At 60.7% G+C, this 22,840-nt stretch carries 27 protein-coding genes; 14 read left to right on the forward strand and 13 right to left on the reverse strand.

What is annotated here, in order from left to right; all coding sequences use genetic code 11:
- Both dsbD and cutA read right to left on the reverse strand, forming a co-directional pair.
- Window positions 1–908: protein-disulfide reductase DsbD (gene dsbD / locus AB5Y92_RS02120; RefSeq protein WP_368225372.1), on the reverse strand; the 908-nt coding region annotated here is incomplete at its 3' end.
- Window positions 905–1,222 carry a divalent-cation tolerance protein CutA gene (gene cutA / locus AB5Y92_RS02125; protein ID WP_164537618.1) on the reverse strand — a complete coding sequence of 106 codons (318 nt, stop codon included), beginning with the start codon at window positions 1,220–1,222 and terminating at the stop codon, window positions 905–907. The genes cutA and dsbD, both read right to left, overlap by 4 nt.
- Before the next feature lie 244 nt (window positions 1,223–1,466).
- Here cutA and AB5Y92_RS02130 point away from each other — a divergent pair, with 244 nt between their 5' ends.
- Window positions 1,467–1,823, forward strand: a complete 357-nt coding sequence (locus AB5Y92_RS02130; RefSeq protein ID WP_005362699.1) for a hypothetical protein — start codon at window positions 1,467–1,469, stop codon at window positions 1,821–1,823.
- A gap of 162 nt (window positions 1,824–1,985) precedes the next feature.
- Here AB5Y92_RS02130 and AB5Y92_RS02135 read toward each other — a convergent pair whose 3' ends face one another.
- On the reverse strand, window positions 1,986–2,432 hold the full coding sequence (locus AB5Y92_RS02135; protein WP_368225374.1) for a PACE efflux transporter: 447 nt from the start codon (window positions 2,430–2,432) through the stop codon (window positions 1,986–1,988).
- A 125-nt stretch (window positions 2,433–2,557) separates the two neighbouring features.
- Here AB5Y92_RS02135 and AB5Y92_RS02140 point away from each other — a divergent pair, with 125 nt between their 5' ends.
- Window positions 2,558–3,439, forward strand: a complete 882-nt coding sequence (locus tag AB5Y92_RS02140) for a LysR family transcriptional regulator (RefSeq protein ID WP_150998867.1) — start codon at window positions 2,558–2,560, stop codon at window positions 3,437–3,439.
- A gap of 6 nt (window positions 3,440–3,445) precedes the next feature.
- Here AB5Y92_RS02140 and ygfZ read toward each other — a convergent pair whose 3' ends face one another.
- Complete coding sequence (gene ygfZ, locus AB5Y92_RS02145; protein WP_191966374.1) at window positions 3,446–4,354, reverse strand: tRNA-modifying protein YgfZ; 909 nt, start codon at window positions 4,352–4,354, stop codon at window positions 3,446–3,448.
- A 111-nt stretch (window positions 4,355–4,465) separates the two neighbouring features.
- On the opposite strand from ygfZ, the gene AB5Y92_RS02150 reads away from it, so the two are divergent.
- Both AB5Y92_RS02150 and AB5Y92_RS02155 read left to right on the forward strand, forming a co-directional pair.
- On the forward strand, window positions 4,466–4,735 hold the full coding sequence (locus tag AB5Y92_RS02150; protein ID WP_005335417.1) for a succinate dehydrogenase assembly factor 2: 270 nt from the start codon (window positions 4,466–4,468) through the stop codon (window positions 4,733–4,735).
- A 19-nt stretch (window positions 4,736–4,754) separates the two neighbouring features.
- On the forward strand, window positions 4,755–5,147 hold the full coding sequence (locus tag AB5Y92_RS02155) for a protein YgfX (RefSeq protein WP_150998869.1): 393 nt from the start codon (window positions 4,755–4,757) through the stop codon (window positions 5,145–5,147).
- Window positions 5,148–5,302: 155 nt separating this feature from the next.
- Here AB5Y92_RS02155 and nadB read toward each other — a convergent pair whose 3' ends face one another.
- Window positions 5,303–6,910: an L-aspartate oxidase gene (gene nadB / locus AB5Y92_RS02160; protein ID WP_150998872.1), complete on the reverse strand. Its 1,608-nt coding sequence runs from the start codon at window positions 6,908–6,910 to the stop codon at window positions 5,303–5,305.
- Window positions 6,911–7,092: 182 nt separating this feature from the next.
- Between nadB and rpoE the strand changes: the two genes are divergently transcribed.
- From rpoE to pdxJ, 10 genes are all read left to right on the forward strand, one after another.
- Entirely contained in the window at window positions 7,093–7,674 is a 582-nt protein-coding gene (gene rpoE / locus AB5Y92_RS02165; RefSeq protein ID WP_005335411.1) for an RNA polymerase sigma factor RpoE, read from the forward strand.
- Window positions 7,675–7,696: 22 nt separating this feature from the next.
- On the forward strand, window positions 7,697–8,299 hold the full coding sequence (locus AB5Y92_RS02170; RefSeq protein WP_005335409.1) for an RseA family anti-sigma factor: 603 nt from the start codon (window positions 7,697–7,699) through the stop codon (window positions 8,297–8,299).
- Window positions 8,300–8,320: 21 nt separating this feature from the next.
- On the forward strand, window positions 8,321–9,301 hold the full coding sequence (locus AB5Y92_RS02175) for a MucB/RseB C-terminal domain-containing protein (RefSeq protein ID WP_005335407.1): 981 nt from the start codon (window positions 8,321–8,323) through the stop codon (window positions 9,299–9,301).
- Between the two features lie 93 nt (window positions 9,302–9,394).
- A complete protein-coding gene (locus tag AB5Y92_RS02180) occupies window positions 9,395–9,856 on the forward strand; it encodes a SoxR reducing system RseC family protein (RefSeq protein ID WP_040068038.1) in 462 nt (153 codons plus the stop codon).
- A gap of 116 nt (window positions 9,857–9,972) precedes the next feature.
- Complete coding sequence (lepA, locus tag AB5Y92_RS02185; protein ID WP_005335396.1) at window positions 9,973–11,766, forward strand: translation elongation factor 4; 1,794 nt, start codon at window positions 9,973–9,975, stop codon at window positions 11,764–11,766.
- Between the two features lie 3 nt (window positions 11,767–11,769).
- Window positions 11,770–12,693: a signal peptidase I gene (lepB, locus tag AB5Y92_RS02190; RefSeq protein ID WP_005335395.1), complete on the forward strand. Its 924-nt coding sequence runs from the start codon at window positions 11,770–11,772 to the stop codon at window positions 12,691–12,693.
- Complete coding sequence (gene rnc / locus AB5Y92_RS02195; RefSeq protein ID WP_005335394.1) at window positions 12,694–13,365, forward strand: ribonuclease III; 672 nt, start codon at window positions 12,694–12,696, stop codon at window positions 13,363–13,365. It abuts the gene before it with no gap.
- A complete protein-coding gene (gene era, locus AB5Y92_RS02200; protein ID WP_042053921.1) occupies window positions 13,362–14,261 on the forward strand; it encodes a GTPase Era in 900 nt (299 codons plus the stop codon). Before rnc ends, era begins: the two co-directional genes overlap by 4 nt.
- Window positions 14,262–14,972, forward strand: coding sequence for a DNA repair protein RecO (gene recO / locus AB5Y92_RS02205; protein ID WP_368225376.1), 711 nt, complete (start codon window positions 14,262–14,264; stop codon window positions 14,970–14,972).
- Window positions 14,973–15,056: 84 nt separating this feature from the next.
- Entirely contained in the window at window positions 15,057–15,794 is a 738-nt protein-coding gene (gene pdxJ / locus AB5Y92_RS02210) for a pyridoxine 5'-phosphate synthase (RefSeq protein WP_368225377.1), read from the forward strand.
- Window positions 15,795–15,914: 120 nt separating this feature from the next.
- On the opposite strand, the gene AB5Y92_RS02215 is transcribed toward pdxJ, so the two are convergent.
- From AB5Y92_RS02215 to AB5Y92_RS02250, 8 genes are all read right to left on the reverse strand, one after another.
- Complete coding sequence (locus AB5Y92_RS02215) at window positions 15,915–16,769, reverse strand: tagatose bisphosphate family class II aldolase (protein WP_203118760.1); 855 nt, start codon at window positions 16,767–16,769, stop codon at window positions 15,915–15,917.
- Window positions 16,760–17,959 carry an N-acetylglucosamine-6-phosphate deacetylase gene (gene nagA, locus AB5Y92_RS02220; protein WP_368225379.1) on the reverse strand — a complete coding sequence of 400 codons (1,200 nt, stop codon included), beginning with the start codon at window positions 17,957–17,959 and terminating at the stop codon, window positions 16,760–16,762. The genes AB5Y92_RS02215 and nagA overlap by 10 nt, the downstream gene beginning before the upstream one ends.
- Window positions 17,959–18,399 carry a PTS galactosamine/N-acetylgalactosamine transporter subunit IIA gene (gene agaF, locus AB5Y92_RS02225; RefSeq protein ID WP_368225381.1) on the reverse strand — a complete coding sequence of 147 codons (441 nt, stop codon included), beginning with the start codon at window positions 18,397–18,399 and terminating at the stop codon, window positions 17,959–17,961. Before agaF ends, nagA begins: the two co-directional genes overlap by 1 nt.
- Window positions 18,400–18,446: 47 nt before the next feature.
- Window positions 18,447–19,325, reverse strand: coding sequence for a PTS N-acetylgalactosamine transporter subunit IID (gene agaE / locus AB5Y92_RS02230; protein WP_368225383.1), 879 nt, complete (start codon window positions 19,323–19,325; stop codon window positions 18,447–18,449).
- Window positions 19,315–20,088 carry a PTS N-acetylgalactosamine transporter subunit IIC gene (agaW, locus tag AB5Y92_RS02235; protein WP_005354369.1) on the reverse strand — a complete coding sequence of 258 codons (774 nt, stop codon included), beginning with the start codon at window positions 20,086–20,088 and terminating at the stop codon, window positions 19,315–19,317. Before agaW ends, agaE begins: the two co-directional genes overlap by 11 nt.
- A gap of 15 nt (window positions 20,089–20,103) precedes the next feature.
- On the reverse strand, window positions 20,104–20,577 hold the full coding sequence (gene agaV / locus AB5Y92_RS02240; protein ID WP_323070469.1) for a PTS N-acetylgalactosamine transporter subunit IIB: 474 nt from the start codon (window positions 20,575–20,577) through the stop codon (window positions 20,104–20,106).
- Window positions 20,577–21,746, reverse strand: a complete 1,170-nt coding sequence (locus AB5Y92_RS02245) for an SIS domain-containing protein (RefSeq protein WP_368225386.1) — start codon at window positions 21,744–21,746, stop codon at window positions 20,577–20,579. The genes agaV and AB5Y92_RS02245 overlap by 1 nt, the downstream gene beginning before the upstream one ends.
- Before the next feature lie 12 nt (window positions 21,747–21,758).
- Window positions 21,759–22,840, reverse strand: a 1,082-nt coding sequence (locus AB5Y92_RS02250; protein ID WP_368225388.1) for a class II D-tagatose-bisphosphate aldolase, non-catalytic subunit, incomplete at its 5' end; no start/stop codon positions are given.

Consider the following 22,840-nt stretch of genomic DNA (forward strand, 5'->3'; position numbering starts at 1 on the left):
GAGAGACGGGTTTGCAAACCGCTCGGCAGTTGCAGGGTATAGAGTCCGAACATGGAGAGGGCCAGCAGCACGAACATCACCGAGAGGCCGATCAGCACATAGGGGTGTTGCAGCGCCGCCTGGAATTTCAGCCCAGCCGAGGCCACTACCAGTCCGAGCAAGGTGTAGGTGACCGCCATCCCCTGGACATAGACAAAGGAGAGCAGGAAGGCGCGACCGGTGGAGAGGCGATGGCCAGCACCGGCGATGATGCCGGTCAGAATGGGATACATGGGGAAGACGCAGGGGGTGAAGGCGAGCCCCAGCCCCAGCGCGAAGAAGGCGACGATGCTGAGCCAAAAACCCTGATTACCGAGGGCGGCGGCCAGCAGATCCTGCTGGCTAACCGGTGCGACGCTTTGTGCCGTATCAGCAGTTGACGCTGTGGTTGCCGTGACCAGCGGGGCCACATCGATCAGCTTGTCGGTCGGTGGATAGCAGAGGCCGTCGGTACAGCCCTGATAGCGCACCCGCAGGGTGGCATTTTCCCCCACCTCCTTTAGCGGCACCGCGATGCTCACCTGCTGGTAGTAGACCCGGGTCTTGCCGAAGAAATCATCCTCGTGCTCGGTGCCTTCCGGCAGAGCTGGCTCGCTGAAGGTGAGGTTGTTCCCCTTGAAGCGCAGGCTGTGGCGATAGAGGTAGTAATCATCGGCGATGTGGAGGGTCAGCAGCAGCTGATCGCCGCGCTGTTCGCTCTCGATCTGAAAGGCCTCATCGACCTGCAAAAATTTGGGTTTGGCATTGGCTTCAATGCCCAGCGAGCTGAGCAGATCGGCTCCGCTGGCGTGGGCAGGGGAGCTGCCCACCGCTGTCGTCAACAGGGCACAGAGCAGCAACAGGGGAGAGAGCAAGCGGGTGAATGTCATGAGGTCTCCCCATTGAGCCAGTCGAGATAGGCGGGTAGTCCGGCACTCACCGGCAGAGCCAGCAGCTCGGGCACTTCATAGGGGTGATTGGCCTGAATACATGCCTGCAGCTCGGCAAAGCGCGACTGGCGGGATTTGATGATGAGCTGGATCTCGGTGGCGCGCTCCACCTTGCCTTGCCAACGATAGACGGAGGTAATGCCCGGCAGTTGATTGATGCAGGCGGCCAACTGCTGGTTCAGCAGCTGTTCGCAGAGAAGGTCGGCACTGGTTTGATCTGGGCAGGTGCAGAGCACCACAATGGCGTCGGTCATAAAGCGGATCTTCACCTCGTTGGGGTAAACCGGGCAGGCGCCCTTGCCGTCTCATCCCTGTCTGCGGATGAAGGTGAAAAAAGCGCCTGAAAATCAGCGGCTACTATACCCCAGAGCCGCTTCAAATAGCATCTGTAGCCATTTGTGAGCCAGCGCCAAAAATTTGTGGGGGGCATGAGATAGACGCTGTCATGGGGACAGGGCAGAATGAGCGGGCTTGTTCCCAATTGACGTAAGGAAATGTATGACCCAACAGAATGAGCAGCAGAGAAACCGCATGTTGAGCCTGCTGCGCGAAGGTGAGCGCCGCATGTTGGTTCAATTGGCCGGGCTGCTGCGCACGACCGCCGATGAAATCAATGCCGAGCTGGAGAAAGAGGAGCTGATGGCCACCCTGGAGCAGCCCATCACGGTGGAGTATCTCAACGGCGTGGTGCAGCACCATCTGTTCGAGCGCAAACACAAGGGAGATATGGCGGTTGCCCAGCAGATCCTGAGCGATTATCAGAGCGAGCTGGAAGCGCTGCAGGCTGCCCAGGCACAGCCTGAAGAGGCTGCCGCTGCCGACGAGAGCGGCGAAGAGCTCAAAGCCCAGGCTTGAGCGACGGGCAGGCCTGAATCCTTACCTCTGAATCAGCCGGCCTGCCAGCGCTGATCCCTGTTGCGGCCCCATCATGTCTGCCATGATGGGGCCGTGTCGTTTCTTCTGTAGTCTTTCCTTGTTGACCTTCACTTCCCGGTTTCAATCCAACGGATTCGTGCCTTAGCGCGCTTCTTGGGGCATGCCGTGCGGCACTTCGCGGGAGATGGGGAACACCTTGTCATAGCCCCAGTTGTAGACGAAGGCATAGATCAGATAGAAGACGACGAAGCCCAGATCCAGCACCAGCGCCTCCAGCAGGCTGACGCTCAGCCACCAGGACATGACCGGCAGCGCGACGATCAGCAGACCGCCCTCAAAGCCGAAGGTATGCAGCACCCGTTGCCACAGGGTCTTGTGGGTATGGCCCTGATACTTCAGTAGCAGCTTGTCGACCCCGATGTTGTAGATGTAGTTCCAGACGGTGGCCAGCACCGAGAAGAACAGTGCCAGCGGGCCCATATGGTTTAGCCCGACCCCGGTAACCCAGCTGGCCAGCGGGGCGGCAATCAGCAGGCCAATGAATTCAAAGCCAATGACATGGCGCAGGCGATCGTTACGGGTACGCATAAGTCACTCTCTCAATCAGGTTCATTCACGAATTGCAGGTTAATCTATAGAACTTTCGCGATAGATTCATGTTGGTATCCATCGCTAAAATAGATGGATGAGAGAGTTTGCCGGAGGGCCATAAGATGACGCCATCACTGGAACAACTGAGGATCTTGCTGGCGGCCGCCGAAACCGGCTCGTTTTCCGCTGCCGCCCGCAAGCTGGGCAAGGCGCAGTCGGTGGTGAGCAGCGCCATCGCCAATCTGGAGATCGATCTGGCGCTCACCCTGTTTGACCGCAGCGGCCGCTATCCGCAGCTGACGGAGGCGGGGGCCCGCATGGTGCAGGAGGCGGGGATCCTGCTGGCGCAGAATGAACGATTGCAATCCATTGCCGGGGAGCTGGCGGCCGGGGTGGAGACGCGGCTCACTCTGGCCATCGATGATGACTCCCACCTACCCTGGCTCGGCACCCTGCTGGAGGAGTTCGCCACTCGCTACCCGACCGTGGAGCTGGAGCTGCTCTTCCCGCTGATGGAGGATGTGACCGAGATGCTGGTGACTGGGCGGGCCCAGCTCGGCATCAGTTATCAGAAGGTGCATCCCCAGCGGGAGATCGTTGCCCGTTCTCTGGGGGAGGTGACCATGCCGCTGGTGGTGTCACCGGATCATCCGCTGGCCCGCAAGCAGCCGCTGCGGGAGGTCGATCTGCAGGGGGCACGCCAGCTGATGGTGACCGGCCGACGGGAAGGGAGCGAGCGCCAGCGGTTTCGCATTTCGGCTCAGGTGTGGTGGGTCGAGGGGGATCTCGGGGTGCTGGAGCTGGTCAAGCGGGGCCTTGGCTGGTCCGCCATTCCAGAATTTCTGTTGCATCAACCGCTGAAGCGGGGTGAAGTTGTTGTGTTGGAGCCGGACTTTATCGCCAGCCACGCGCTGGCGCTGGAGCTGCAGTGGCATCGCGCCCGCCCGCTGGGGCAGGCGGGGCGCTGGCTGAAGGAGGCACTGCTGGCGCGGGTGCCTCGCTAGCCGACCTTACTCGGTCAGGGCGTAAGGCAGGGGTTGCAGGGTGAGGCGGGAGCCTTCGTCCTGCTTGAGGCGGAATTGGGCGTCAGCCTCGGTATCTTTCGGCAGTACGGCGGTGAGCCACACCTGCCCGGCCTGTTGCCAGGCGTTGAGCACCATGCCGCTGCGGCGCCAGTTGTCACCCAGTTGCAGCTCCAGGGTATCGCCGCTGGCGACCGGCTCACCGGTAGTCCCCGCCAGCAGGAACAGGGCGCGGTTGTTGGCGCCGCGATACTTGGCGCGGGCCACCGTCTCCTGCCCCATGTAGCAGCCCTTGTTGAAGCTGATGCCGTCCAGTGCCTGCAGGTTGAGCATCTGCGGGATGAACTCCCCCTGATGCACCGCCTCCATGTGCGGCAGGCCCGCCTTGATCTCGAGCCCCCACCAGAGTGATTCGTCACCTTGCGGCAAGGCGTCGGCTTGCTGATTGCTTACCAGCAGCCAGCGATCCTGCTCAATCTTCACCGCCATGCCGCCGTCGATAAGACCACTCTGCAGAAGGCCAAATTGCGCGGCGATCCAGCCATCGCTGCCCGTACCGGCGATCCCGGTAGCGTGACGTTCATCGGCGGTGATCTCGACCTTGGAGAAGACGGCAAATTTCTTCAGCTCCGGCAGTTGGCGCTCCAGCACCGAAGAGCTGGTCAGCAGCAGCAGGCTGTCGTCGAGGCAGAGCAGGCGGAAATTGCTCCACAGCTTGCCCTTGGGATCACAGTGGCCGCCCGGGGTCTGTTGCCCCGGTTGCAGGGCGTTGACATCACAGGTGACCTGACCTTGCAGATATTTGACGCGATCCTGGCCGCTGATACGGGTGATGGCCAGCTTGGTCAGGGAGAAGCGGGTCGGCTCGGCAGGAAAAACAGGTGGTTGCAGGCTCACGATGGTATTCCAGAGAGAAAGTATGTGAGCTGCATGGTAAAGACGTAACTAATGTTTGTCAGCCGGAAAATCCAGCTGGTACCATCCCCCGGTCTTTGTAAGGAGAGTGCCATGTTGAGCCCAGTTGAAAAATCCCGCCTGAAGTGGGCCTGCCGTCGCGGTATGCTCGAGCTGGATGTGATCTTTATGCCCTTTTTCGAACACGAGTTCGACTCCCTGAGCGAAGCCGATCAGCAGACCTTTATCCGCCTGCTGGCGAGCGACGATCCGGATCTGTTCAAATGGTGCATGGGTCATGGTGTCCCTGCCGATCCCGCATTTGCCGCCATGATCCCGATGATCCTGGAGCGCAATCAGGCGCGCCACGACCGCCAGGGGTAATACCGTGGAGCGGGTGATCATGAAGGTTCACCCCTCCCGCCATCAGCAATATTTGCTGGTGGCCCTCTTTCTGTTGCTGCTCTGGCCGGTGGCTGGCCTGATTGCCGGTTGGCAGTGGGCGCTGTTGCTGCCCGTCTGGCTGGTGGCGCTCTGGCTGAGCTGGCGTGCGCTCGCCGAGCCCCCGTTCGAGCTTGTCTGGGATGGTCAGTGGTTGCAGTGGCAAGGTCGTCGCTATCAGCTCGACAAGAAAAGCCGCATTCTGCCCGGCGTGCTCAGGCTGGCGCTTTGTCCCGAACCGCAAGAGAGTGGAGCTGTGTCGCCACGGCAACTGTGGCTCTTCTCCGATGCCCTTCCCCCCGAACATTACCGCCTGCTGGCGCGAGCCATCCACTTTCTGCCGTCTCGGCGCTGACGCCTGCTTCCCGTGATAACCATGTGCTGATTTATCGCGATAAGCTGCTGCCATGTGGCTAGCGGCACTCTTTTTGTGGCTGAAAAGCGGTTGAAAACAAGTGACCCCGCCGGGGCGGGGTCACTGATTGGTGCAACGCTTTGCGGGAAGGGGGATTAATCCCGCTCCGGGGTCAGCACGGTCGGTTTGGAGTCCGGCAGCATATCCGGATAATCCAGGTTGTAGTGCAGGCCACGAGACTCCTTGCGCTGCAGGGCGCAGTTGACGATAAGTTCGGCCACCTGCAGCAGGTTGCGCAGCTCCAGCAGGTTGTTGGAGACGCGGAAGTTGGCGTAGTACTCCTGCACCTCCTGCTTGAGCAGGTCGATGCGACGCTTGGCGCGGGCCAGGCGTTTGTTGGTACGCACTATCCCCACGTAGTCCCACATCATCAACCGCAGCTCGTGCCAGTTGTGCTGGATCACCACCAGTTCGTCAGAATCTTCCACCTTGCTCTCGTCCCACACCGGCAGGCGCGGCGGCTCCACACTCATCGGCAGCTTGGCCAGAATATCGGCCCCCGCCTGATGGGCATAGACCACGCATTCCAGCAGGGAGTTGGAGGCCATGCGGTTGGCGCCGTGCAGACCGGTGTAGGTCACTTCACCGATGGCATAGAGGCCGGGGATATCGGTCTGGCCGTTGTTGTCGATCATCACGCCGCCACAGGTGTAGTGGGCGGCAGGCACGATGGGCATCGGCTCCTTGGTGATGTCGATGCCGACCGCGAGGCAACGCTCATAAATGGTCGGGAAGTGCTTGATGATGAAATCGGCCGGTTTGTGGCTGATATCCAGATACATGCAGTCCGCCCCGAGCCGCTTCATCTCGTGGTCGATGGCGCGGGCGACGATATCCCGTGGTGCCAGCTCGGCCCGCTCGTCAAACTCCGGCATAAAGCGGCTGCCGTCCGGGCGGCGCAGAAAAGCCCCCTCGCCACGCAGTGCTTCGGTCAGCAGGAAGTTGGGGTCGTCCGGGTGGAACAGGCTGGTGGGGTGGAACTGGTTGAACTCCAGGTTCGCCACCCGGCAACCGGCCCGCCATGCCATGGCGATACCATCGCCAGAGCTCACATCCGGGTTGGAGGTGTACTGGTAGACCTTGGAGGCACCACCGGTGGCCAGCGCCACGAAACGGGCGCGGATCACCTCGACCTGCTCGGCGTTGCGGTTCCAGACGTAGGCGCCCAGCACCTTGTTGCCCGGCAGGTTGAGCTTGCGGGTGGTGATGAGGTCGACCGCGTTGAAGCGCTCCATCAACTGGATATTGGGGTGAGCGCGCACCTGATCGATCAGGGTCAGTTGCACCGCCTTGCCGGTGGCATCCGCCGCGTGGAAGATGCGGCGATGGCTGTGGCCCCCTTCCCGGGTGAGGTGGTATTGGGACTCGCCGTCGGCGTTCTCCTCCTGATCGAAGGGGACCCCTTGCTGAATGAGCCACTGGATGGACTCGCGGGCGTGGCGAGCGGTGAACTCCACCACTGCCGGGTCACACAACCCGGCGCCCGCGTTGAGCGTGTCGCTCACGTGGGATTCGATGCTGTCGGTTTCGTCGAAAACGGCAGCGATGCCTCCTTGCGCATAGAAAGTGGCCCCTTCACTGATGGGCCCCTTGCTCAGAACCAGGACTTTGGCGTGGTCTGCCAATCGCAACGCGAGGGACAAACCAGCGGCACCGCTGCCAATGATCAGTACATCGCAAAGGTATTCAACACTTGCTTTCATAAGTATCATTGGCCTGGATTAAGAACTGGCACCATGGTAGCCCAAGCGAGGGCGAGGATGCAGCCTGCATCACATTTTTTTCAATTGAAGCGAACTTTCTCTGATTCTCCCTGTCTGAACTTGTGCGCTTAGGAAGGGCCGGAAAAGAAAAACGATAACCTGATGGGGGTTTTACGGCTCTGATGAGCGACCAGAATCTACTGGACGAACAGCTGGTTGAACGGGTCCAGCGCGGCGATAAAGCAGCTTTCAACCTGTTGGTAAAAAAATACCAGCATAAGGTGGTCAACCTGGTTGCCAGGTATGTCAACAATCCCGGTGATGTGCCCGATGTGGCGCAAGAGGCCTTTATAAAAGCCTACCGTGCATTGCCGACATTCCGTGGCGAAAGTGCTTTTTACACTTGGTTGTACCGAATTGCCGTGAACACGGCGAAGAATTATCTCACCTCCCAGGGGCGCAGGCCGCCCAGCAGTGATGTGGAGGCTGACGAAGCGGAGTCTTATGGTGGTGGTGAAGCCTTGCAAGAGGTCTCAACCCCTGAAAACCTGGCGCTGACTGACGAGATCAAACGCACCGTGTTTTCAGCCATAGAGGCATTGCCGGAAGACCTGAGGACAGCTATCACCCTTCGCGAACTGGAAGGGCTGAGCTACGAAGAGATTGCCGAAATCATGGATTGCCCAGTGGGTACGGTCAGATCCCGTATCTTCCGGGCGAGGGAAGCAATCGATAAAAAGCTGCAACCTCTGATTGAGAATTAACTGGGGAAAGACGGGTTAACTTATGGCAAATAAAGAGCAAATCTCTGCCCTGATGGATGGTGACCTGAGTGACGCAGAGGTACTGAACGAGCTGGAGATGGACTCCGACTTGCAAGATACCTGGGGTCGTTACCACCTGATCGGCGATGCCATGCGGGGTGACCTGCCGGTCAATCTGCAACTGGATCTCAGTGACAGCATCATGGCTGCGCTGGAGGATGAGCCCACCATACTGGCACCCAAGCCGGTCGAGACGGCTCCCGTGCTGCAACCTGCCGTTGCACCGGTCAAGACAGATTCCAATGTGGTTCCGTTGTTCCGCCGTGTCGGTCAGCAACTGGGTCAATATGCCATTGCGGCATCTGTGGCCGCTGCCGTTATCTTCGGGGTGCAGCAGTATCAGGGGCAGGATGGCGTTCCGGCCAATCCGGTGCTCAATACCATTCCAATCGGTGGTAGTGCGGCGCCGGTGAGTGTTCACTATCCGCAACAGGACGGTGCCCGCGCCCGTCAGCAGGGGCTGACCGAACAGCAGATGCAGGAGCAGCGGGAGCGGATCAATGCCTTCCTGCGTGACCACCAGTTGCAGCAGCGCCTGTTGCAAGACAGACAGATCCAACAATAACGAATTGTCAGGGATACAAACGTGCGCCAGTCCAGCCGTATTTTGCTGGCCTCTCTCCTGCTGATCAGTGCCAAGGCCTCGGCCGACGATAAGTCGGCCGAGGCCTTGTTGCAGCAGATGCAGAGTGCCGTGCAGCAACAGAATTTCGAGTTGTCCATGGTTAAGGCCCGTCAGGGGCGTCTTGAACCGATCCGGATCAGCCATGCCGTGATCAACGGCAAGGAAGTGGCCCACCTCAGTTACCTCGACGGCAAGGCGATCGAGTATCTCCAGCGCCAGAATGAATACACCTTCTTTGAAAACAGCCACGATCCCTACACCCTGAAGGATGCCCGCTTCCCCGGCATCTGGTCGACGTTGGTGAAGATGCCGCTGGCGCAGGTGCTGGAGAGCTATGATCCTGTGCTGGCCGGCCGCAGTCGGGTCGCCGGTGTGGTGGCACAGGTGGTGAGGCTGGTGCCTAAAGAGGCCGATAAATATGGTTTCGTGCTCTGGATTGACGAGCAGAGCCACTTGCTGCTGCGGATCGACATGGTCGAGCGGGAAGGCAATCTGGTGGAGCAGGTACTTGGTGTCGAACTGGATCTGCAGAGCAAACCGGCCCCCTGGCTGGTGAAGCTGGCCAACAGCAAGCAGCCTCCGGCGCTGGCGCTGGAGGATGCCTATCCGGCGCCGCAACAGCAGTTGAACTGGCAGATCACCTGGTTGCCCGATGGCTTCAAGGTGCTGTCGCAAGACCGGCACCAGCTGGTAACCACCAGTATGCCGGTGGATTACATGATGCTCTCCGACGGGCTGGTGGATCTCTCGGTCTACGTCTCCCGGGTCGATCCCAAGCAGGCGGTGCGCCAGCAGCTGATCCGCCAGGGGGCGACCTCGCTGGTGAGCTATGTCAACGAGGTGGGGGTCGAGATCACCGTGGTCGGCGAGGTGCCTGCCGAAACCGCCAAGCGCATCGCCGAGTCGGTCCAGCCGCTAGCCCGCAACGAAGCGGTGCAGTAACGGGGGCTGCGGGGTTGTCCCCCGCTTGCCGAGTGTGGCGAGTCGTGGTCAGATCCCCTGATTGTGTGAACCCGAGGTGTTGCCGTGAATGAGATGAGTGAAGAGCTGGCGACCGTGGTGGCCATTGAGGGTGACCATGCCTGGGTGGAGTGCGAGCGTCGCTCCGCCTGTAGTGGTTGTCAGCAGCAGTCCAACTGCGGTACCGGCACCGTGGCCAAGGCATTTCCCCTGAAAGCTCCTCGCTTGCGGGTCAGGCTGACCGCCGAGGTGCGGGTTGGCCAGCAAGTGAGGCTCGGTATCCCGCAGGAGAGTCTGCTGCGCGGGGCGGCGCTGGTCTATGTGCTGCCGCTTTTCTGTCTGTTGGCCGGCGCCTTGCTGGGGCAGCTCTGGCTGGCGCCGCTGCTCTCGGGCGGGGAGGGGATTACCATTCTCTGCTGCCTGCTGGGGGGCGTGCTGGGCTTTTTACTGGTTCGTTACTTTTCCAACCGCCTGGATCAGGGGCGCTACGGCCCGCAGATGCTCGGCGTGGTCGTCCCTGTCCGCATCCTCCCCTGACTGAACAGGCGCTATTTCACTGGCGCTGGCGACTAAAGAATGGCCGTCAGCCGGGTTATCCAGTAAAATCGCGCCTCCATAACTGACCTTAACTAATTTTGAGTGACTCTTGCTCGATGAAACACATTCGTAACTTTTCGATTATTGCGCACATCGACCACGGTAAATCGACCCTGTCGGACCGTCTGATCCAGACTTGTGGTGGCTTGTCCGACCGCGAGATGCAGGCTCAGGTGCTTGACTCCATGGATCTGGAGCGCGAGCGCGGCATTACCATCAAAGCACAGAGTGTGACCCTGAACTACCAGGCACAAGACGGTAACACCTACCAGCTGAACTTTATCGACACCCCGGGCCACGTGGATTTCTCCTACGAGGTCTCCCGCTCTTTGGCGGCCTGTGAAGGGGCGCTGCTGGTGGTGGATGCCGGCCAGGGGGTTGAGGCACAGACTCTGGCCAACTGCTATACCGCCATGGAAATGGATCTGGAAGTGGTGCCGGTGCTGAACAAGATTGACCTACCGGCCGCAGAACCCGAGCGGGTTGCCGAGGAGATCGAAGACATCGTCGGTATCGACGCGGTCGATGCGGTGCGCTGCTCCGCCAAGACCGGCCTGGGTGTTGATCTGGTGCTGGAAGAGATCGTCGCCAAGATCCCGGCACCGGAAGGTGACCCGGATGCCCCGCTGCAGGCGCTGATCATCGACTCCTGGTTCGACTCCTATCTGGGCGTTGTCTCTTTGGTGCGGATCAAGAACGGTTCCCTGAAGAAGAACGACAAGATCAAGGTGATGAGCACCGGTCAGGTGTGGGGTGTCGATCGTATCGGTATCTTCACGCCAAAGCAGGTGGATACCCAGGGGCTGGGTTGCGGCGAGGTAGGTTGGGTTGTCTGCGGTATCAAGGACATCCACGGCGCGCCGGTGGGCGATACCCTGACTCAGGCCAAGAATGGTGCCGACAAGGCGCTGGCTGGCTTCAAGAAGGTGAAGCCGCAGGTTTATGCGGGTCTGTTCCCCATCTCCAGCGATGACTACGAGTCGTTCCGTGACGCCCTCGACAAGCTCTCCCTGAACGATGCCTCCCTGTTCTTCGAACCGGAGAGCTCCACTGCGCTGGGCTTCGGCTTCCGTTGCGGCTTCCTCGGCATGCTGCACATGGAGATCATTCAGGAGCGTCTGGAGCGTGAATACGATCTGGATCTGATCACCACGGCGCCGACCGTAGTGTACGAGATCGAGCTGACCGACGGCTCCACCATCCATATCGACAGCCCGGCCCAGATGCCCGCCATCACCAGCATCAAGGAGATGCGCGAGCCGATCGCCGAGTGTCATATCCTGCTGCCACAGGAGTACATGGGCAACGTCATCACCCTCTGTATCGAGAAGCGTGGCGTGCAGACCAACATGGTCTACCACGGCAAGCAGGTGGCACTGACCTATGAAATCCCGATGGCAGAAGTGGTGCTCGACTTCTTCGACCGTCTGAAGTCCACCAGTCGCGGTTACGCCTCGCTGGACTACGGCTTCAAGCGTTTCGAAACCTCCGACATGGTCCGTCTGGACATCATGATCAACGGTGAGCGCGTCGATGCCCTGGCCATCATCACCCACAAAGACAACGCCCAGTATCGCGGTCGTCAGGTGGTGGAGAAGATGCGCGAGCTGATCCCGCGCCAGATGTTCGATATCGCCATTCAGGCGGCCATCGGCAACCAGATCATCGCTCGCAGCACCGTCAAGGCTCTGCGTAAAGACGTAACCGCCAAGTGCTACGGTGGTGACGTGAGTCGTAAGAAGAAACTGCTGAACAAGCAGAAAGAAGGTAAGAAGCGGATGAAGTCCCTCGGCCGTGTCGACGTGCCGCAGGAAGCCTTCCTCGCGATTCTCCACGTCGGAAAGGATTAATAGATGGCAAGCACGTTTTCCCTGATCCTGGTGGTGGTCTGCGCGATCACCGGTGTTATCTGGTGTCTGGACAAGATGATTTGGTCCAAGCAGCGCGCCGCCAAGATTGCCGTGGCTCGTGCCCATGGCGGTGCCCACCTGGATGAGAAGACCCTGGCCAAGGTCGCCCCCGTGCCGGTCTGGATTGAACAGACCGCCGGGGTCTTCCCGGTCATCACCTTTGTGCTGATCCTGCGTTCGTTCATTTTTGAACCGTTCCAGATCCCGTCAGGTTCCATGATGCCCACCCTGCTGGTGGGCGACTTCATCCTGGTGGAAAAATTTGCCTATGGTTTGCGGGACCCGGTGACCAACACCAAGTTCCTCGAGACTGGCGAGCCCAAGCGTGGCGACGTGGTGGTGTTCAAGTATCCCCTTGAACCGCGCGTTGACTACATCAAGCGGGTGGTCGGCATGCCGGGTGATCGGGTCATCTATCGCAACAAGGAGCTGATGATCCGGCCCAAGTGCGAGGAGCAGGAAGGGAAAACGTGCCCGGGCTTCAAGAAGCTCGACGTCAAGTTTGAACAAAGAGGCGAATTTACCCAGATGGGGATCCCCCTTGACCGCTATACCGAGCAGTTGGGTGATGTCTCCCACGAGACCCTGCGCAACCCGCTTATGCCCGACATGGTTGGCCGTTACTATCGCCAGCCCGGCACCTATCCTGATGAGTGGGTGGTACCGGAAGGCCAGTATTTCGTGATGGGCGACAACCGCGACAACAGCACCGACAGCCGCTTCTGGGGCTTTGTGCCCGAGCAGAATCTGGTCGGCAAGGCGGTCGCTATCTGGATAAGTTTTGAATTCGAGCGCGAAGAAGGCTCCCTGCTGCCAAGTTGGGTACCGACAGGTGTGCGCTTCAACCGCATTGGCGGAATCAAGTAAATGAATATCAAGATGAACAGACTGCAGTCCCGTCTCGGGCATGTTTTTGCGGATCTGGAACTACTGACCCGGGCGCTGACTCACCGCAGCGCCGGCTCCCGTCACAATGAACGACTGGAATTTCTGGGTGACTCGATTTTGAGTCTGGTGATTGCCGACGATCTGTTCCACCGTTTCCCGCAAGCGGCGGAAGGGGATCTCAGCCGGATGCGCGCCACCCTGGTGCGCGAGAAGACCCTGGCCGAACTGGGCCGGGAGTTTGATCTCGGGGATCACCTGATCCTCGGTCCCGGCGAACTCAAGAGCGGCGGTTTTCGCCGCGAATCCATTCTGGCCGACACGGTCGAGGCGGTGATCGGTGCCGTCTATCTGGATACCAATCTTGAGACGGTGCGGACACTGCTGCTGAGCTGGTATGCCAGCCGCCTGGAAGAGATCAAGCCGGGCATCGAGCAGAAAGATCCCAAGACCCGTCTGCAAGAAATTTTGCAGGGAAGCCGCAAATCCCTGCCGACCTACACTGTGACCAACGTCAAGGGCGAGGCACACAACCAGGAGTTCACCGTCCAGTGTGACGTGGAAGGTCTGGATGGTCCCCTCGTCGGGGTCGGCACCAGCCGTCGCAAGGCCGAACAGGCCGCGGCGCAGCAAGCATTGGAAAAACTGTCATGACAGATACCACCTACTGCGGCTTTGTCGCCATCGTGGGCCGCCCGAATGTGGGCAAGTCCACCCTGCTCAACAAGCTGCTTGGCCAGAAGGTCAGCATCACCTCGAAGAAGCCCCAGACCACCCGTCACCGGATTTTGGGGATCGATACCGAGGAGAACTACCAGACCATCTATGTGGATACCCCGGGTCTGCACATTGAAGAGAAACGGGCCATCAACCGCCTGATGAACCGTGCCGCCACCAGTTCGCTGGGTGATGTGGCCATGGTGGTGTTCATGGTCGACGGTACCCACTGGACCAAAGACGACGAGATGGTGCTGGGCAAGCTGCGCAATCTCAAGTGCCCTGTGGTGCTGGCGGTCAACAAGATCGACAACGTCAAAGAGAAAGAAGATCTGCTGCCCCACCTCGAGTGGCTGGGACAACAGATGAACTTCGCCCATATTCTGCCCATCAGTGCCGAAAAGGGCACCAACGTGGAGAAGATCCGCGAGTGGGCCAAGGATCTGCTGCCGGAAAACGTCCACTTCTTCCCGGAAGATTACGTGACCGACCGCTCCTCCCGCTTTATGGCCTCCGAAATCATCCGCGAGAAGCTGATGCGCTTCACCGGCGAGGAGCTGCCCTACTCGGTGACGGTGGAGATCGAGCGCTTCAAGGTGGAAGAGAACGGCCTCTACCACATCCACGGCCTGATCCTGGTCGAGCGCGATGGCCAGAAGAAGATGGTCATCGGCAACAAGGGCGAGAAGATCAAGACCATAGGCACCGAAGCGCGCCTCGATATGGAACGTCTGTTCCAGAACAAGGTGCACCTCGAGCTGTGGGTCAAGGTCAAATCCGGTTGGGCTGACGATGAACGCGCCCTGCGCAGCCTCGGGTATGGCGACGACTGATTGCTGACCCCGGCTTTCGTCATCCACAGTCGGCCCTATCGGGAGACCAGCCAGCTGGTCGAGGTCTTCACCCAGGATAGTGGCCGATTTACTCTGGTGGCTCGCGGTTCTCGCGGGCCACGCTCCCCTCTCAAGGGGCTGCTGCAACCCTTTACCCTGCTCACCATCGCCTGGCGCGGCAAGGGGGATCTCAAGAACCTCACCCAGGTCGAATGCCCGGATCACTCCCTGCGTCTCGGCGGCGATCGCCTCTTCTACGGCCTCTATCTCAACGAGCTGGTCTACTACCTGCTGGAAGCGCACACCCCGTTCCCCGAAGTATTCGACGCCTATGCTCGTGCCATCATGGCGCTGGCCGACGGCGAGACGCCGGAGCTGCCGCTGCGTCGCTTCGAGTTCCTGCTGTTGCAGGCGCTCGGCTATGCGGTGGATTTCGAATACACGGCGGACGACGAGTCGCCCATCGAGCCGACCCTACTCTATGGCTTCGAGCGTGAATTGGGCTTTGTTGCTTGCGAGCGGGCGCCGGATCCCCGTACCCTGTTTCTCGGTGCCCACCTGCTCGCCTTTGCCGAGGGACGTTTCGATACCCCTCCCTTGCTGCAGGCGGCCAAACGTTTCAGCCGACTGGCATTGCAACCCTATCTGGGCAAGCGTCAGCTAAAGAGCCGGGAGCTGTTTGTAAAACGCAAAACCAGTATGCAAGGCTGACACAGATTACAGACATACGGATATTGGCGCGGGGTGATTCGCTGACCGCGCAGTCAACAGATGAAGCCTTTCAAGGAGTTCTCAATGAGTGAAATCTATCTGGGTGTGAACATCGACCATATCGCCACCCTGCGCAACGCCCGTGGCACCCAGTATCCGGATCCGGTACAGGCCGCATTCGTAGCCGAGCAGGCCGGGGCCGATGGCATTACCGTGCATCTGCGTGAAGATCGTCGCCATATCACCGACCGCGATGTGGAGATCCTGCGTCAGACTATCCAGACCAGAATGAATCTTGAAATGGCGGTGACCGAAGAGATGATCGGCATCGCCTGCCGCATCAAGCCCCACTTCGTCTGTCTGGTGCCGGAGAAGCGCACCGAAGTGACCACCGAGGGCGGTCTGGACGTGGCCGGTCAGCTGGACAAGGTGACTGACGCAGTTGCCCGCCTCTCTGCTGTGGGGGCCCAGATATCCCTCTTTATCGACGCCGATCCCATCCAGATCGATGCGGCTGCCGAGAGTGGCGCCCCCTTTATCGAGATCCATACCGGCCGTTACGCCGATGCCACCACCGATGCTGAGCGCAACGCCGAGTTCAAGCGTATCGCCGCCGGCGCCTCCTATGCCGCTGGCAAGGGCTTGAAGGTCAATGCCGGTCACGGCCTGCACTACCACAACGTCAAGGCCATCGCCGCCATCCCCGAGCTCTATGAACTCAACATCGGCCACGCCATCATCGGCCGCGCCGCCTTCGATGGTCTGGCCAAAGCCGTGAGCGACATGCGCCTGCTGATGCAGGAAGCCCGTCAGGGGATCTGAGTTGCAAAATAGGCCCGCGGCCTGAGACCGGCCGCCAAAAACAACAAGGGACGCCACGGCGTCCTTTGTTGTTTTTAGCTGAACCAAGTCAATCACGGCATGGCGAGTCAGCTCTCGTGATCACAGCTTTCCATCGCTCATACACATACGGATTTTCGCCTCGACGACTTCCTCCATGGCAGCCATGGCGGGCACCAGATACTGGCGCGGGTCGCTGGCATCCGGATGAGAGCCAAGGAAGGCTTTCATCGCATCGGCGAAGGCGATCTTCAGTTCGGTCGCAACGTTGACCTTGCAGATCCCGAGTTCGATGCAGCGGCGCACATCGGCTTCCGGCACACCGGAGGCGCCGTGCAGCACCAGCGGAATGTCCACCTGCTCGCGAATGGCGGCAAGGCGGGCAAAGTCGAGACGGGGCTCCTCCTTGTAGAGGCCGTGGGCGGTACCGATGGCCACCGCCAGCGAGTCGATGCCGGTGCGGCGGACAAACTCGGCCGCCTTGAGCGGGTCGGTAAATTTGGCATGAGCGGCATCGACGATGAGGTCATCCTCCTGACCGCCCAGCTGGCCCAGCTCCGCTTCGACGCTGGCGCCCATGCGGTGGCAGAAGGTCACCACGCTGCGCACCTTCTCGATGTTCTCTTCAAACGGAAAGTGCGAGGCATCGATCATGGCCGAGCGAATACCCGCTTCGACCTTGCTGTGGATGTCCTGCTCGTCTTCGTGGTGATCCAGATGCAGCACCAGCGGGATACGGTACTCATGGGCCGCGGCCTGACAGATGGAGACCAGATACTCGACTCCGGCATGGTGATAGGTGCCCGGGGTGCCAGCCAAAATCACCGGAGAGCGCATGCGAGCGGCGGTGCGAGCCACCACCTGCACGGTTTCCAGGTTGTGGATGTTGAAAGCCGGTACCGCATAACCGCGGCGCTGGGCATCTTTGAGCATTTCATGGGAAGAGATCAGATACATAGTGACTCCTGAGTGTCCTGATTGACGCGAGAACCTGAGAAAAGGGAGGAGAGCTGGGTCGGGTTTATCTCCCGGCCAGCTACCCAGATGTGTTGTTGATTGAGTTCAGTGGTGAGGGCGAGCAGGTTGGCCTGTTTGCCAACCGCCAGTGAACCGAGACGATCGGCAATGCCGAGCATCTTTGCTGGTGCCAGCGAGGCCATCGCGATGACTTCATCGAGCGGTACGTTCGCCAGCTGCACCATGTTGCGTACGGCGCCAAGCAGGGTGAGGGTGCTGCCCGCCAGACCGCCGGTGTCGGTGCGTACCACACCGTTTTTCATCTCGACCCGATAGTTGCCAAGCAGATAGTGACCGTCGGGCATACCGGCGGCGCGCATCGCATCGGTGACCAGCAGCAGGCGCTGGCCGGCGCAGCAGTGACAGAGCTTGAGCACGCTCGGGTGGATATGATGGCCATCGGCGATCAGCTCCAGCCAGGCTGCGGGATGGACAAGGCCCGCACCGACCATGCCGGGTTCGCGGTGGTGCAGGCCGCGCATGCCGTTGAAGCAGTGCACCAGCCCGGAGGCACCCGCTGCCAGCGCCGCCATGGTGGTGTCGTGATCCGCCGCCGAGTGGCCCAGCATCACCCGCACGCCGTTTGCGGCAAGATGGTGAATGGCCGCGATGGCGTTGGGCTTTTCCGGTGCCAGCGCGACCACCTTCAGGCTGCCGCGCGCCAGCTGTTGCAGGTGGGTCAGTTCGGCAATATCCAGCTCCCGAAACAGCGCCTGATCGTGGGCGCCCTTGTTGTCCGGCGTGAAGTAGGGGCCTTCCAGATAGCAGCCGAGCAGCTCGGCGCCCGGCATGCCGCGGGCAACGCCATCGGCAATGCGGGCAAGGGCTTGCTCTATCTCGGGGAGTGGTGCGGTGACCGTGGTGGCAAGAAAAGCGCCAACCCCTTCTGCCGCCTTGGCCATCGACAAGGTAGCCAAGGCATTGCTATCGCTATCCATGACATCGACACCGGCACCGCCGTGGACATGACCATCGATCAGCGCGGGCACCAGCAGCTCGACATCCCGCGCCGGATCGCCATCCGTGATGGGGGCAATGGCGGTGATGATGCCCCCTTCATGGGTGAGCTCCTGATGTTCCAGCCAACCCTGTTCGGTCAGCAAGCGACGGGCACGGATCCGTGAGGCCATCAGATGCCCTCCTCGACGAGAGCGGCATCTGTCTGACGTTCTTTGCTCATCTCATCTGCCAGCGAGGTGAGACCCCGGTGGCCGCAATCAAGGGCCTGCTGGCGGAATTCACGGGCGCTGAGGCCATCGCGTTCCAGCACCATCTCCAGCAGCAGTTGCAGGTTGGTACCGGTAATAACCTCCCGCTCTGGCTGGTGCAGTGAGAGGGTTGAGGCGACCCGAAACGGGGTGCCGCCGAGCAGATCGGTCAGGAAGACCACGCCATCCCCCTTGTCGACCTCTGCCAGCGCCGCTTCGCACTGCGCCTGCAGCAGGGCGGTGGTGGAGCTCTCGGGAAAGTCGATGGCGATAACCGCTTCCTGTTCGCCGAGGATCTGCAGCATGGCGCGCTCCAGACCGCTGGCGAAACCGCCATGACCACAAATGATGATGCCCAACATAGTCTGTTCCTTTACTGCAAAGGGGCCGGCTTGCTGCCGGCTCCGGATTAGAGGAAACCGGCGAACTTGCCGACGATACCGAGTACCACCGTGATGACGATGAGGCGCAGCGGGCTCCAGCCTTTGCGGATCAGGGCGTACATCGCCAGGGTGTAGAGCAGCGGCAGGAAGGCGGGCATCAGCTTGTCGAGCACATCCGCCTGCAGTTTGACGACCGCATCACCGGCAGTGATCTCCAGCGTGGTGCCAAGACGCACATAGGTGGCGACCAGCGCGCCGATCACCGTCATACCGACGATGGAGGCAGCATGGCCCACCTTGCGGGTGTTGGCCTTAATGACCGGAATGGCCGCTACCCCCATTCGGTAGGCGTAGTGCGCCAGACCAAAACGCAGGCCGAAGTGCACCACGTTGAACAGCAGGAAGAAGACCACGGCCCCCATGATGGAGCCTTGCAGCGCCAGATCTGCCCCTATGCCGCCACAGATGGGGAGCAGGGTGAGCCAGAACATGGCATCGCCGATCCCGCCGAGCGGTGCACCGACGGCAATTTTGGTGCTCTGGATGCTGTTGACGTTCTGCTTGGAGCGCTCCATCGCCAGCACGATCCCCATCACGAAGGTGACCAGGAAGGGGTGGGTGTTGAAGAAGCCCATGTGCCCTTTCATGGCCCGGGAGAGATCCCGCGGATTGGTGTGGATCTTCTGCAGTGCCGGTAGCAATCCATAGAGCCAGCCGGAGGCCTGCATCCGCTCATAGTTGAAGGAGGCCTGCAACAGCAGGGAGCGCCAGGCAAAGCGGTTGATATCCTGCTTGCTCAGCTCGGCGCCAAGCTGCTGATCTTCATAGGTGTCGTCGGATTGTGGCCGGGTATTGTGCGGTTCGGCGCTGGAGATGATCCGCGCAGCTGTGTTGTTAGATGCCATCTTCGGTTTCCTCCTGAACAGGACGAGCTTGCGGGGTTGTGGTGCGCATGAAGTCGATCAGGGCCATGGCCAGCGCGGCGGCGGCGATGGCCAGTACCGGCAACTGGAGCCAGGCGGCAGCGACGAAACCGAGGATGAAGTAGGGGATATAGACGTTCTTCATCATGATCTTGAGCAGCACGGCAAAACCGATGGCGGGCATGATGCCGCCAGCAACGCCGAGGCCGTCGATGAGGCGGGCAGGCAGCACGTCGATGGCCGCCTTGGCATGTTCGGCCCCGAAGTAGGTGGGCAGGAAGGCACAGAGGAAGTAGAAAGTGCCCAACGCCAGCAGTGCCAAGTAGTTGACCCGCTCGATACCGCGCACGTCAGCCGCTTCGGCCATGCGATCGCAGCGGGACATGACCCCCGACATCACCGAGAAGAGGAAGGTGATCCCCATCTGCACGGCAACGGCGAAGGGAACGGCAACGCCGACCGCCACATCCGGTTTGACCCCAGTGGTGATGGCGAAGGTGGCGCCGACTATGGTGCCGATAATGACGTTGGGCGGTTGCGCCCCCGCCAGCGGGGCCAACCCCATCCAGACCAGCTCCAGAGTACCGCCCACCAGAATACCGGTGGGCAGGTCGCCGAGGATGAGGCCAACCAGCGGCCCCAGCACCACGGGACGGTGGAAGTGGGTCAGACCGTTGAACAGGTCGAGTCCGGCGAAAAACGCCAGGATGCCAAGCAGCAGACCTTGTAACAAACTGATTTCCATCACAATTGTCCTTAATCAGAGCAAATTGAAAATGTCCTGTGCCGGTTCGGTCGGCACTCCCTGGACATAGCACTCGACACGGGCGTCCCGCAGGGCGCGAAATGCGGTGATGTCCTGTTCGTCCACGGATACGGTCTTGTGGATTTGACGCTTGCCGTCGGCGTAATGCATGTTGCCGACGTTGATCCGGGAGATGGGGACACCTCCCTGAACCAGGGTGTTGAAATCGGTCGGGTTTTTGCAGACCAGCAGGATCTTCTGGCGATCTGCCGCCTTGTGGATGTTGTCGATCACCTTCTGGATCGGCCAGAACCGCACTGCAATGCCTTCGGCCAGCACCATCTCCATCAGGTTCTGCTGGATGGGGTCCTCTGCCACTTCGTCGTTGGCAACCAGCACCAGATTGGCACCGGCAAAGCCGACCCACTGGACGCCGACCTGACCGTGGATCAGACGCTCATCGATCCGGCTCAATACGATATTGGGCATCACAGCACTCCTTCTTGGTGGAACGGATAGATATTGACCCCCTGTACGACCCGGTTGACCTGACCGGTGGGGCAGGGATTGTCCGGACTGATCCCCAGTCCCAGCGAGGTATGGAAGGCGTAGTACTGGGCATAGAGCAGGTAGCAGAAGGCGAGCTGGGCATCGTCGCCATGCAGGGTGTGGGGCAGGTAGATGTGCTCCCCCTCCTCGATGGCGGGATGGCGCTGGTCAGCGATGGCAACTACCCGGGCAGCCTTGCCATCGCTTCGCAGCTCGCGCAGCAGATCCAGATCGTATTGCCGGGTGTAAGGGTCGTTGGAGATGAGCAGCACGATGAGCGTCTGTTCGTTGACGACCGATTTTGGGCCGTGGCGAAAGCCGGTGGGGGAATCGAACATGGCGACCAGACGGCCGGCGGTCAGCTCCAGCAGCTTGAGTGCCGCCTCCTGCGCCACCCCTTGCAGACTGCCGCTGCCAAGATAGATGACCCGCTCGGGCAACGGCTCGTTCCAGGCCGGTACGCGCTGCACAACCTGCTCCAGAATGGCGTCGCTGGTAGCGACCAGTTGCTCGCAGCGCTGGCGGTTGAACCGCTCTGGCAGGAAGAGAGCCAGACAGCTCAGCATCATGCTGGTCAGGCTGCTGGTCATGGCGAAGCTGCGATCATTGGTCTGGGGCGGCATCAGCAGGGCCAGAGAGTGGGTATCTTGCTGGCAGCGGCGATAGAGCGCCCCTTCACCGTTGCAGGTCAGTACCAGATGGTGGCAGTGGCTGAGCAGCTGGCTGGTCAGTTCGACCGCCGCAACGCTCTCGGGGCTGTTGCCGGAGCGGGCAAAGGAGATAAGCAGGGTCGGGCAATCTTCGGCCAGATACTCGGCCGGGTCGGTGACGATATCCGTGGTGGCGATCGCCTCGACCCGGGCATGCAGGTGGGCCGAGAGATAGGGGGCGAGCGCCCGACCGGCAAAGGCGGAGGTGCCAGCCCCGGTCAGGATGATGCGCAGCTCTTGCCGGGCGAGCAGGGGGGTCAGAAAACGGGTCAATGCTGGACGGCACTCCTCGACCATGGCGAGGGTCTCGCGCCAAGTGGCGGGTTGCTGGCGAATTTCACGGGCAGTCGCCAGGCCATTGGCACTGCGCAACATCTCTTCTGAATAACCAAGGATCATGTCTGCAACTCCTTATACAACAGGGTCGAGCTGGGAATGGCGGCGAGAGGCCGCAGTGCAGGCGCTGGTGTAGTGCCGCAGCACCTCCTGCACCTGATCGAGAATGAGGTCGTGGGGATTGGCCGAGAGCGAGCCCTGACGTACCTTGCGATACTGCAGGGGCAGATGCTGGCTCAGCAGGGGGAGCGGGATGGGCTCCGCCGCCAGATTGGCCAGCAATCTGGCGTAGCACTCATCGACTCGGCTATCGGGCCAGTAGTAGCGAATGCGATCCGAATAGCTGTAGCCACGGGCCAGCCGGCACTCGTTGGCACTGCCCTGATAGTGGCTGCGCCAGAAGTCGGGGCGCTCCAGCATGGTCTCTTCCATCACCTTGCGCAGACCTGAACAGGCCTTGGCAACCACCAGTTCCTCCTCGATGGCGGCAAGGGCAAACAGCGCTTCGCGCAGGGCGAAGGTGAGGGCAGGGCCGACCTTAAGAATGGCAAAGTGGTCGCGTACCAGCTGGCGGTAGGCCTCGGGAGTCTGGTAATCGGTGGAGTGGGCTTCGAACACCATGTGGGGATAGGCTTCGATCATCCGGCTAAGGGGAGCCGCTTTTTCTGGCCGGTAATCGATGACGCGGGTATGGTCAAACTCGACGCCGGGTTGCACCACCAGACCGATCACTCTGGGCCAGATATGGGCCAGCCCCGCTTTGTTAAAGGCCTGTTGATGGGCCTCGAGGGTGTGGCGTGCCGCCTCCGGCGTGGTGACCGTCAGCTCGGCCAGATCTTCATGGGCACCGCCCGGCACCGGCACCTCGGTGCCAATCACATAGACCAGATCGCTCTCGCCAAAAGTGGCCAGACAGGTTTGCTCGGCGATCTGCGCCAGCCGTGCGGCTCGCTCTGCGACCAGCTCGTCGGTCAGGGAAACGGGATCGCCCTGACAGGACATGCTGCAGTCGAGGTGGATCTTCTTGAACCCGGCAGCGACATAGCTGGCGATGAGATCCCCGGCATGGGCCATGGCCAGCTCGGCCGGTTCCCCTTGCCAGCGGTTGGGGCCCAGATGATCGCCCCCCAGAATGAGGTGCTGCACCGGAAAGTGGC

The organism is Aeromonas sp. R1-1 (assembly GCF_040908495.1).
In the GTDB taxonomy this organism is placed as follows: domain Bacteria; phylum Pseudomonadota; class Gammaproteobacteria; order Enterobacterales; family Aeromonadaceae; genus Aeromonas; species Aeromonas veronii.

Coding starts and splice junctions, on each gene's coding strand:
- cutA (WP_164537618.1), bottom strand. CDS start 1,222: ATGACCGACGCCATTGTGGTGCTCTGCACCTGCCCAGATCAAACCAGT.
- AB5Y92_RS02130 (WP_005362699.1), top strand. CDS start 1,467: ATGACCCAACAGAATGAGCAGCAGAGAAACCGCATGTTGAGCCTGCTG.
- AB5Y92_RS02135 (WP_368225374.1), bottom strand. CDS start 2,432: ATGCGTACCCGTAACGATCGCCTGCGCCATGTCATTGGCTTTGAATTC.
- AB5Y92_RS02140 (WP_150998867.1), top strand. CDS start 2,558: ATGACGCCATCACTGGAACAACTGAGGATCTTGCTGGCGGCCGCCGAA.
- AB5Y92_RS02150 (WP_005335417.1), top strand. CDS start 4,466: ATGTTGAGCCCAGTTGAAAAATCCCGCCTGAAGTGGGCCTGCCGTCGC.
- AB5Y92_RS02155 (WP_150998869.1), top strand. CDS start 4,755: ATGAAGGTTCACCCCTCCCGCCATCAGCAATATTTGCTGGTGGCCCTC.
- nadB (WP_150998872.1), bottom strand. CDS start 6,910: ATGAAAGCAAGTGTTGAATACCTTTGCGATGTACTGATCATTGGCAGC.
- rpoE (WP_005335411.1), top strand. CDS start 7,093: ATGAGCGACCAGAATCTACTGGACGAACAGCTGGTTGAACGGGTCCAG.
- AB5Y92_RS02170 (WP_005335409.1), top strand. CDS start 7,697: ATGGCAAATAAAGAGCAAATCTCTGCCCTGATGGATGGTGACCTGAGT.
- AB5Y92_RS02180 (WP_040068038.1), top strand. CDS start 9,395: ATGAGTGAAGAGCTGGCGACCGTGGTGGCCATTGAGGGTGACCATGCC.
- lepA (WP_005335396.1), top strand. CDS start 9,973: ATGAAACACATTCGTAACTTTTCGATTATTGCGCACATCGACCACGGT.
- lepB (WP_005335395.1), top strand. CDS start 11,770: ATGGCAAGCACGTTTTCCCTGATCCTGGTGGTGGTCTGCGCGATCACC.
- rnc (WP_005335394.1), top strand. CDS start 12,694: ATGAATATCAAGATGAACAGACTGCAGTCCCGTCTCGGGCATGTTTTT.
- era (WP_042053921.1), top strand. CDS start 13,362: ATGACAGATACCACCTACTGCGGCTTTGTCGCCATCGTGGGCCGCCCG.
- pdxJ (WP_368225377.1), top strand. CDS start 15,057: ATGAGTGAAATCTATCTGGGTGTGAACATCGACCATATCGCCACCCTG.
- AB5Y92_RS02215 (WP_203118760.1), bottom strand. CDS start 16,769: ATGTATCTGATCTCTTCCCATGAAATGCTCAAAGATGCCCAGCGCCGC.
- nagA (WP_368225379.1), bottom strand. CDS start 17,959: ATGGCCTCACGGATCCGTGCCCGTCGCTTGCTGACCGAACAGGGTTGG.
- agaF (WP_368225381.1), bottom strand. CDS start 18,399: ATGTTGGGCATCATCATTTGTGGTCATGGCGGTTTCGCCAGCGGTCTG.
- agaE (WP_368225383.1), bottom strand. CDS start 19,325: ATGGCATCTAACAACACAGCTGCGCGGATCATCTCCAGCGCCGAACCG.
- agaW (WP_005354369.1), bottom strand. CDS start 20,088: ATGGAAATCAGTTTGTTACAAGGTCTGCTGCTTGGCATCCTGGCGTTT.
- agaV (WP_323070469.1), bottom strand. CDS start 20,577: ATGCCCAATATCGTATTGAGCCGGATCGATGAGCGTCTGATCCACGGT.
- AB5Y92_RS02245 (WP_368225386.1), bottom strand. CDS start 21,746: ATGATCCTTGGTTATTCAGAAGAGATGTTGCGCAGTGCCAATGGCCTG.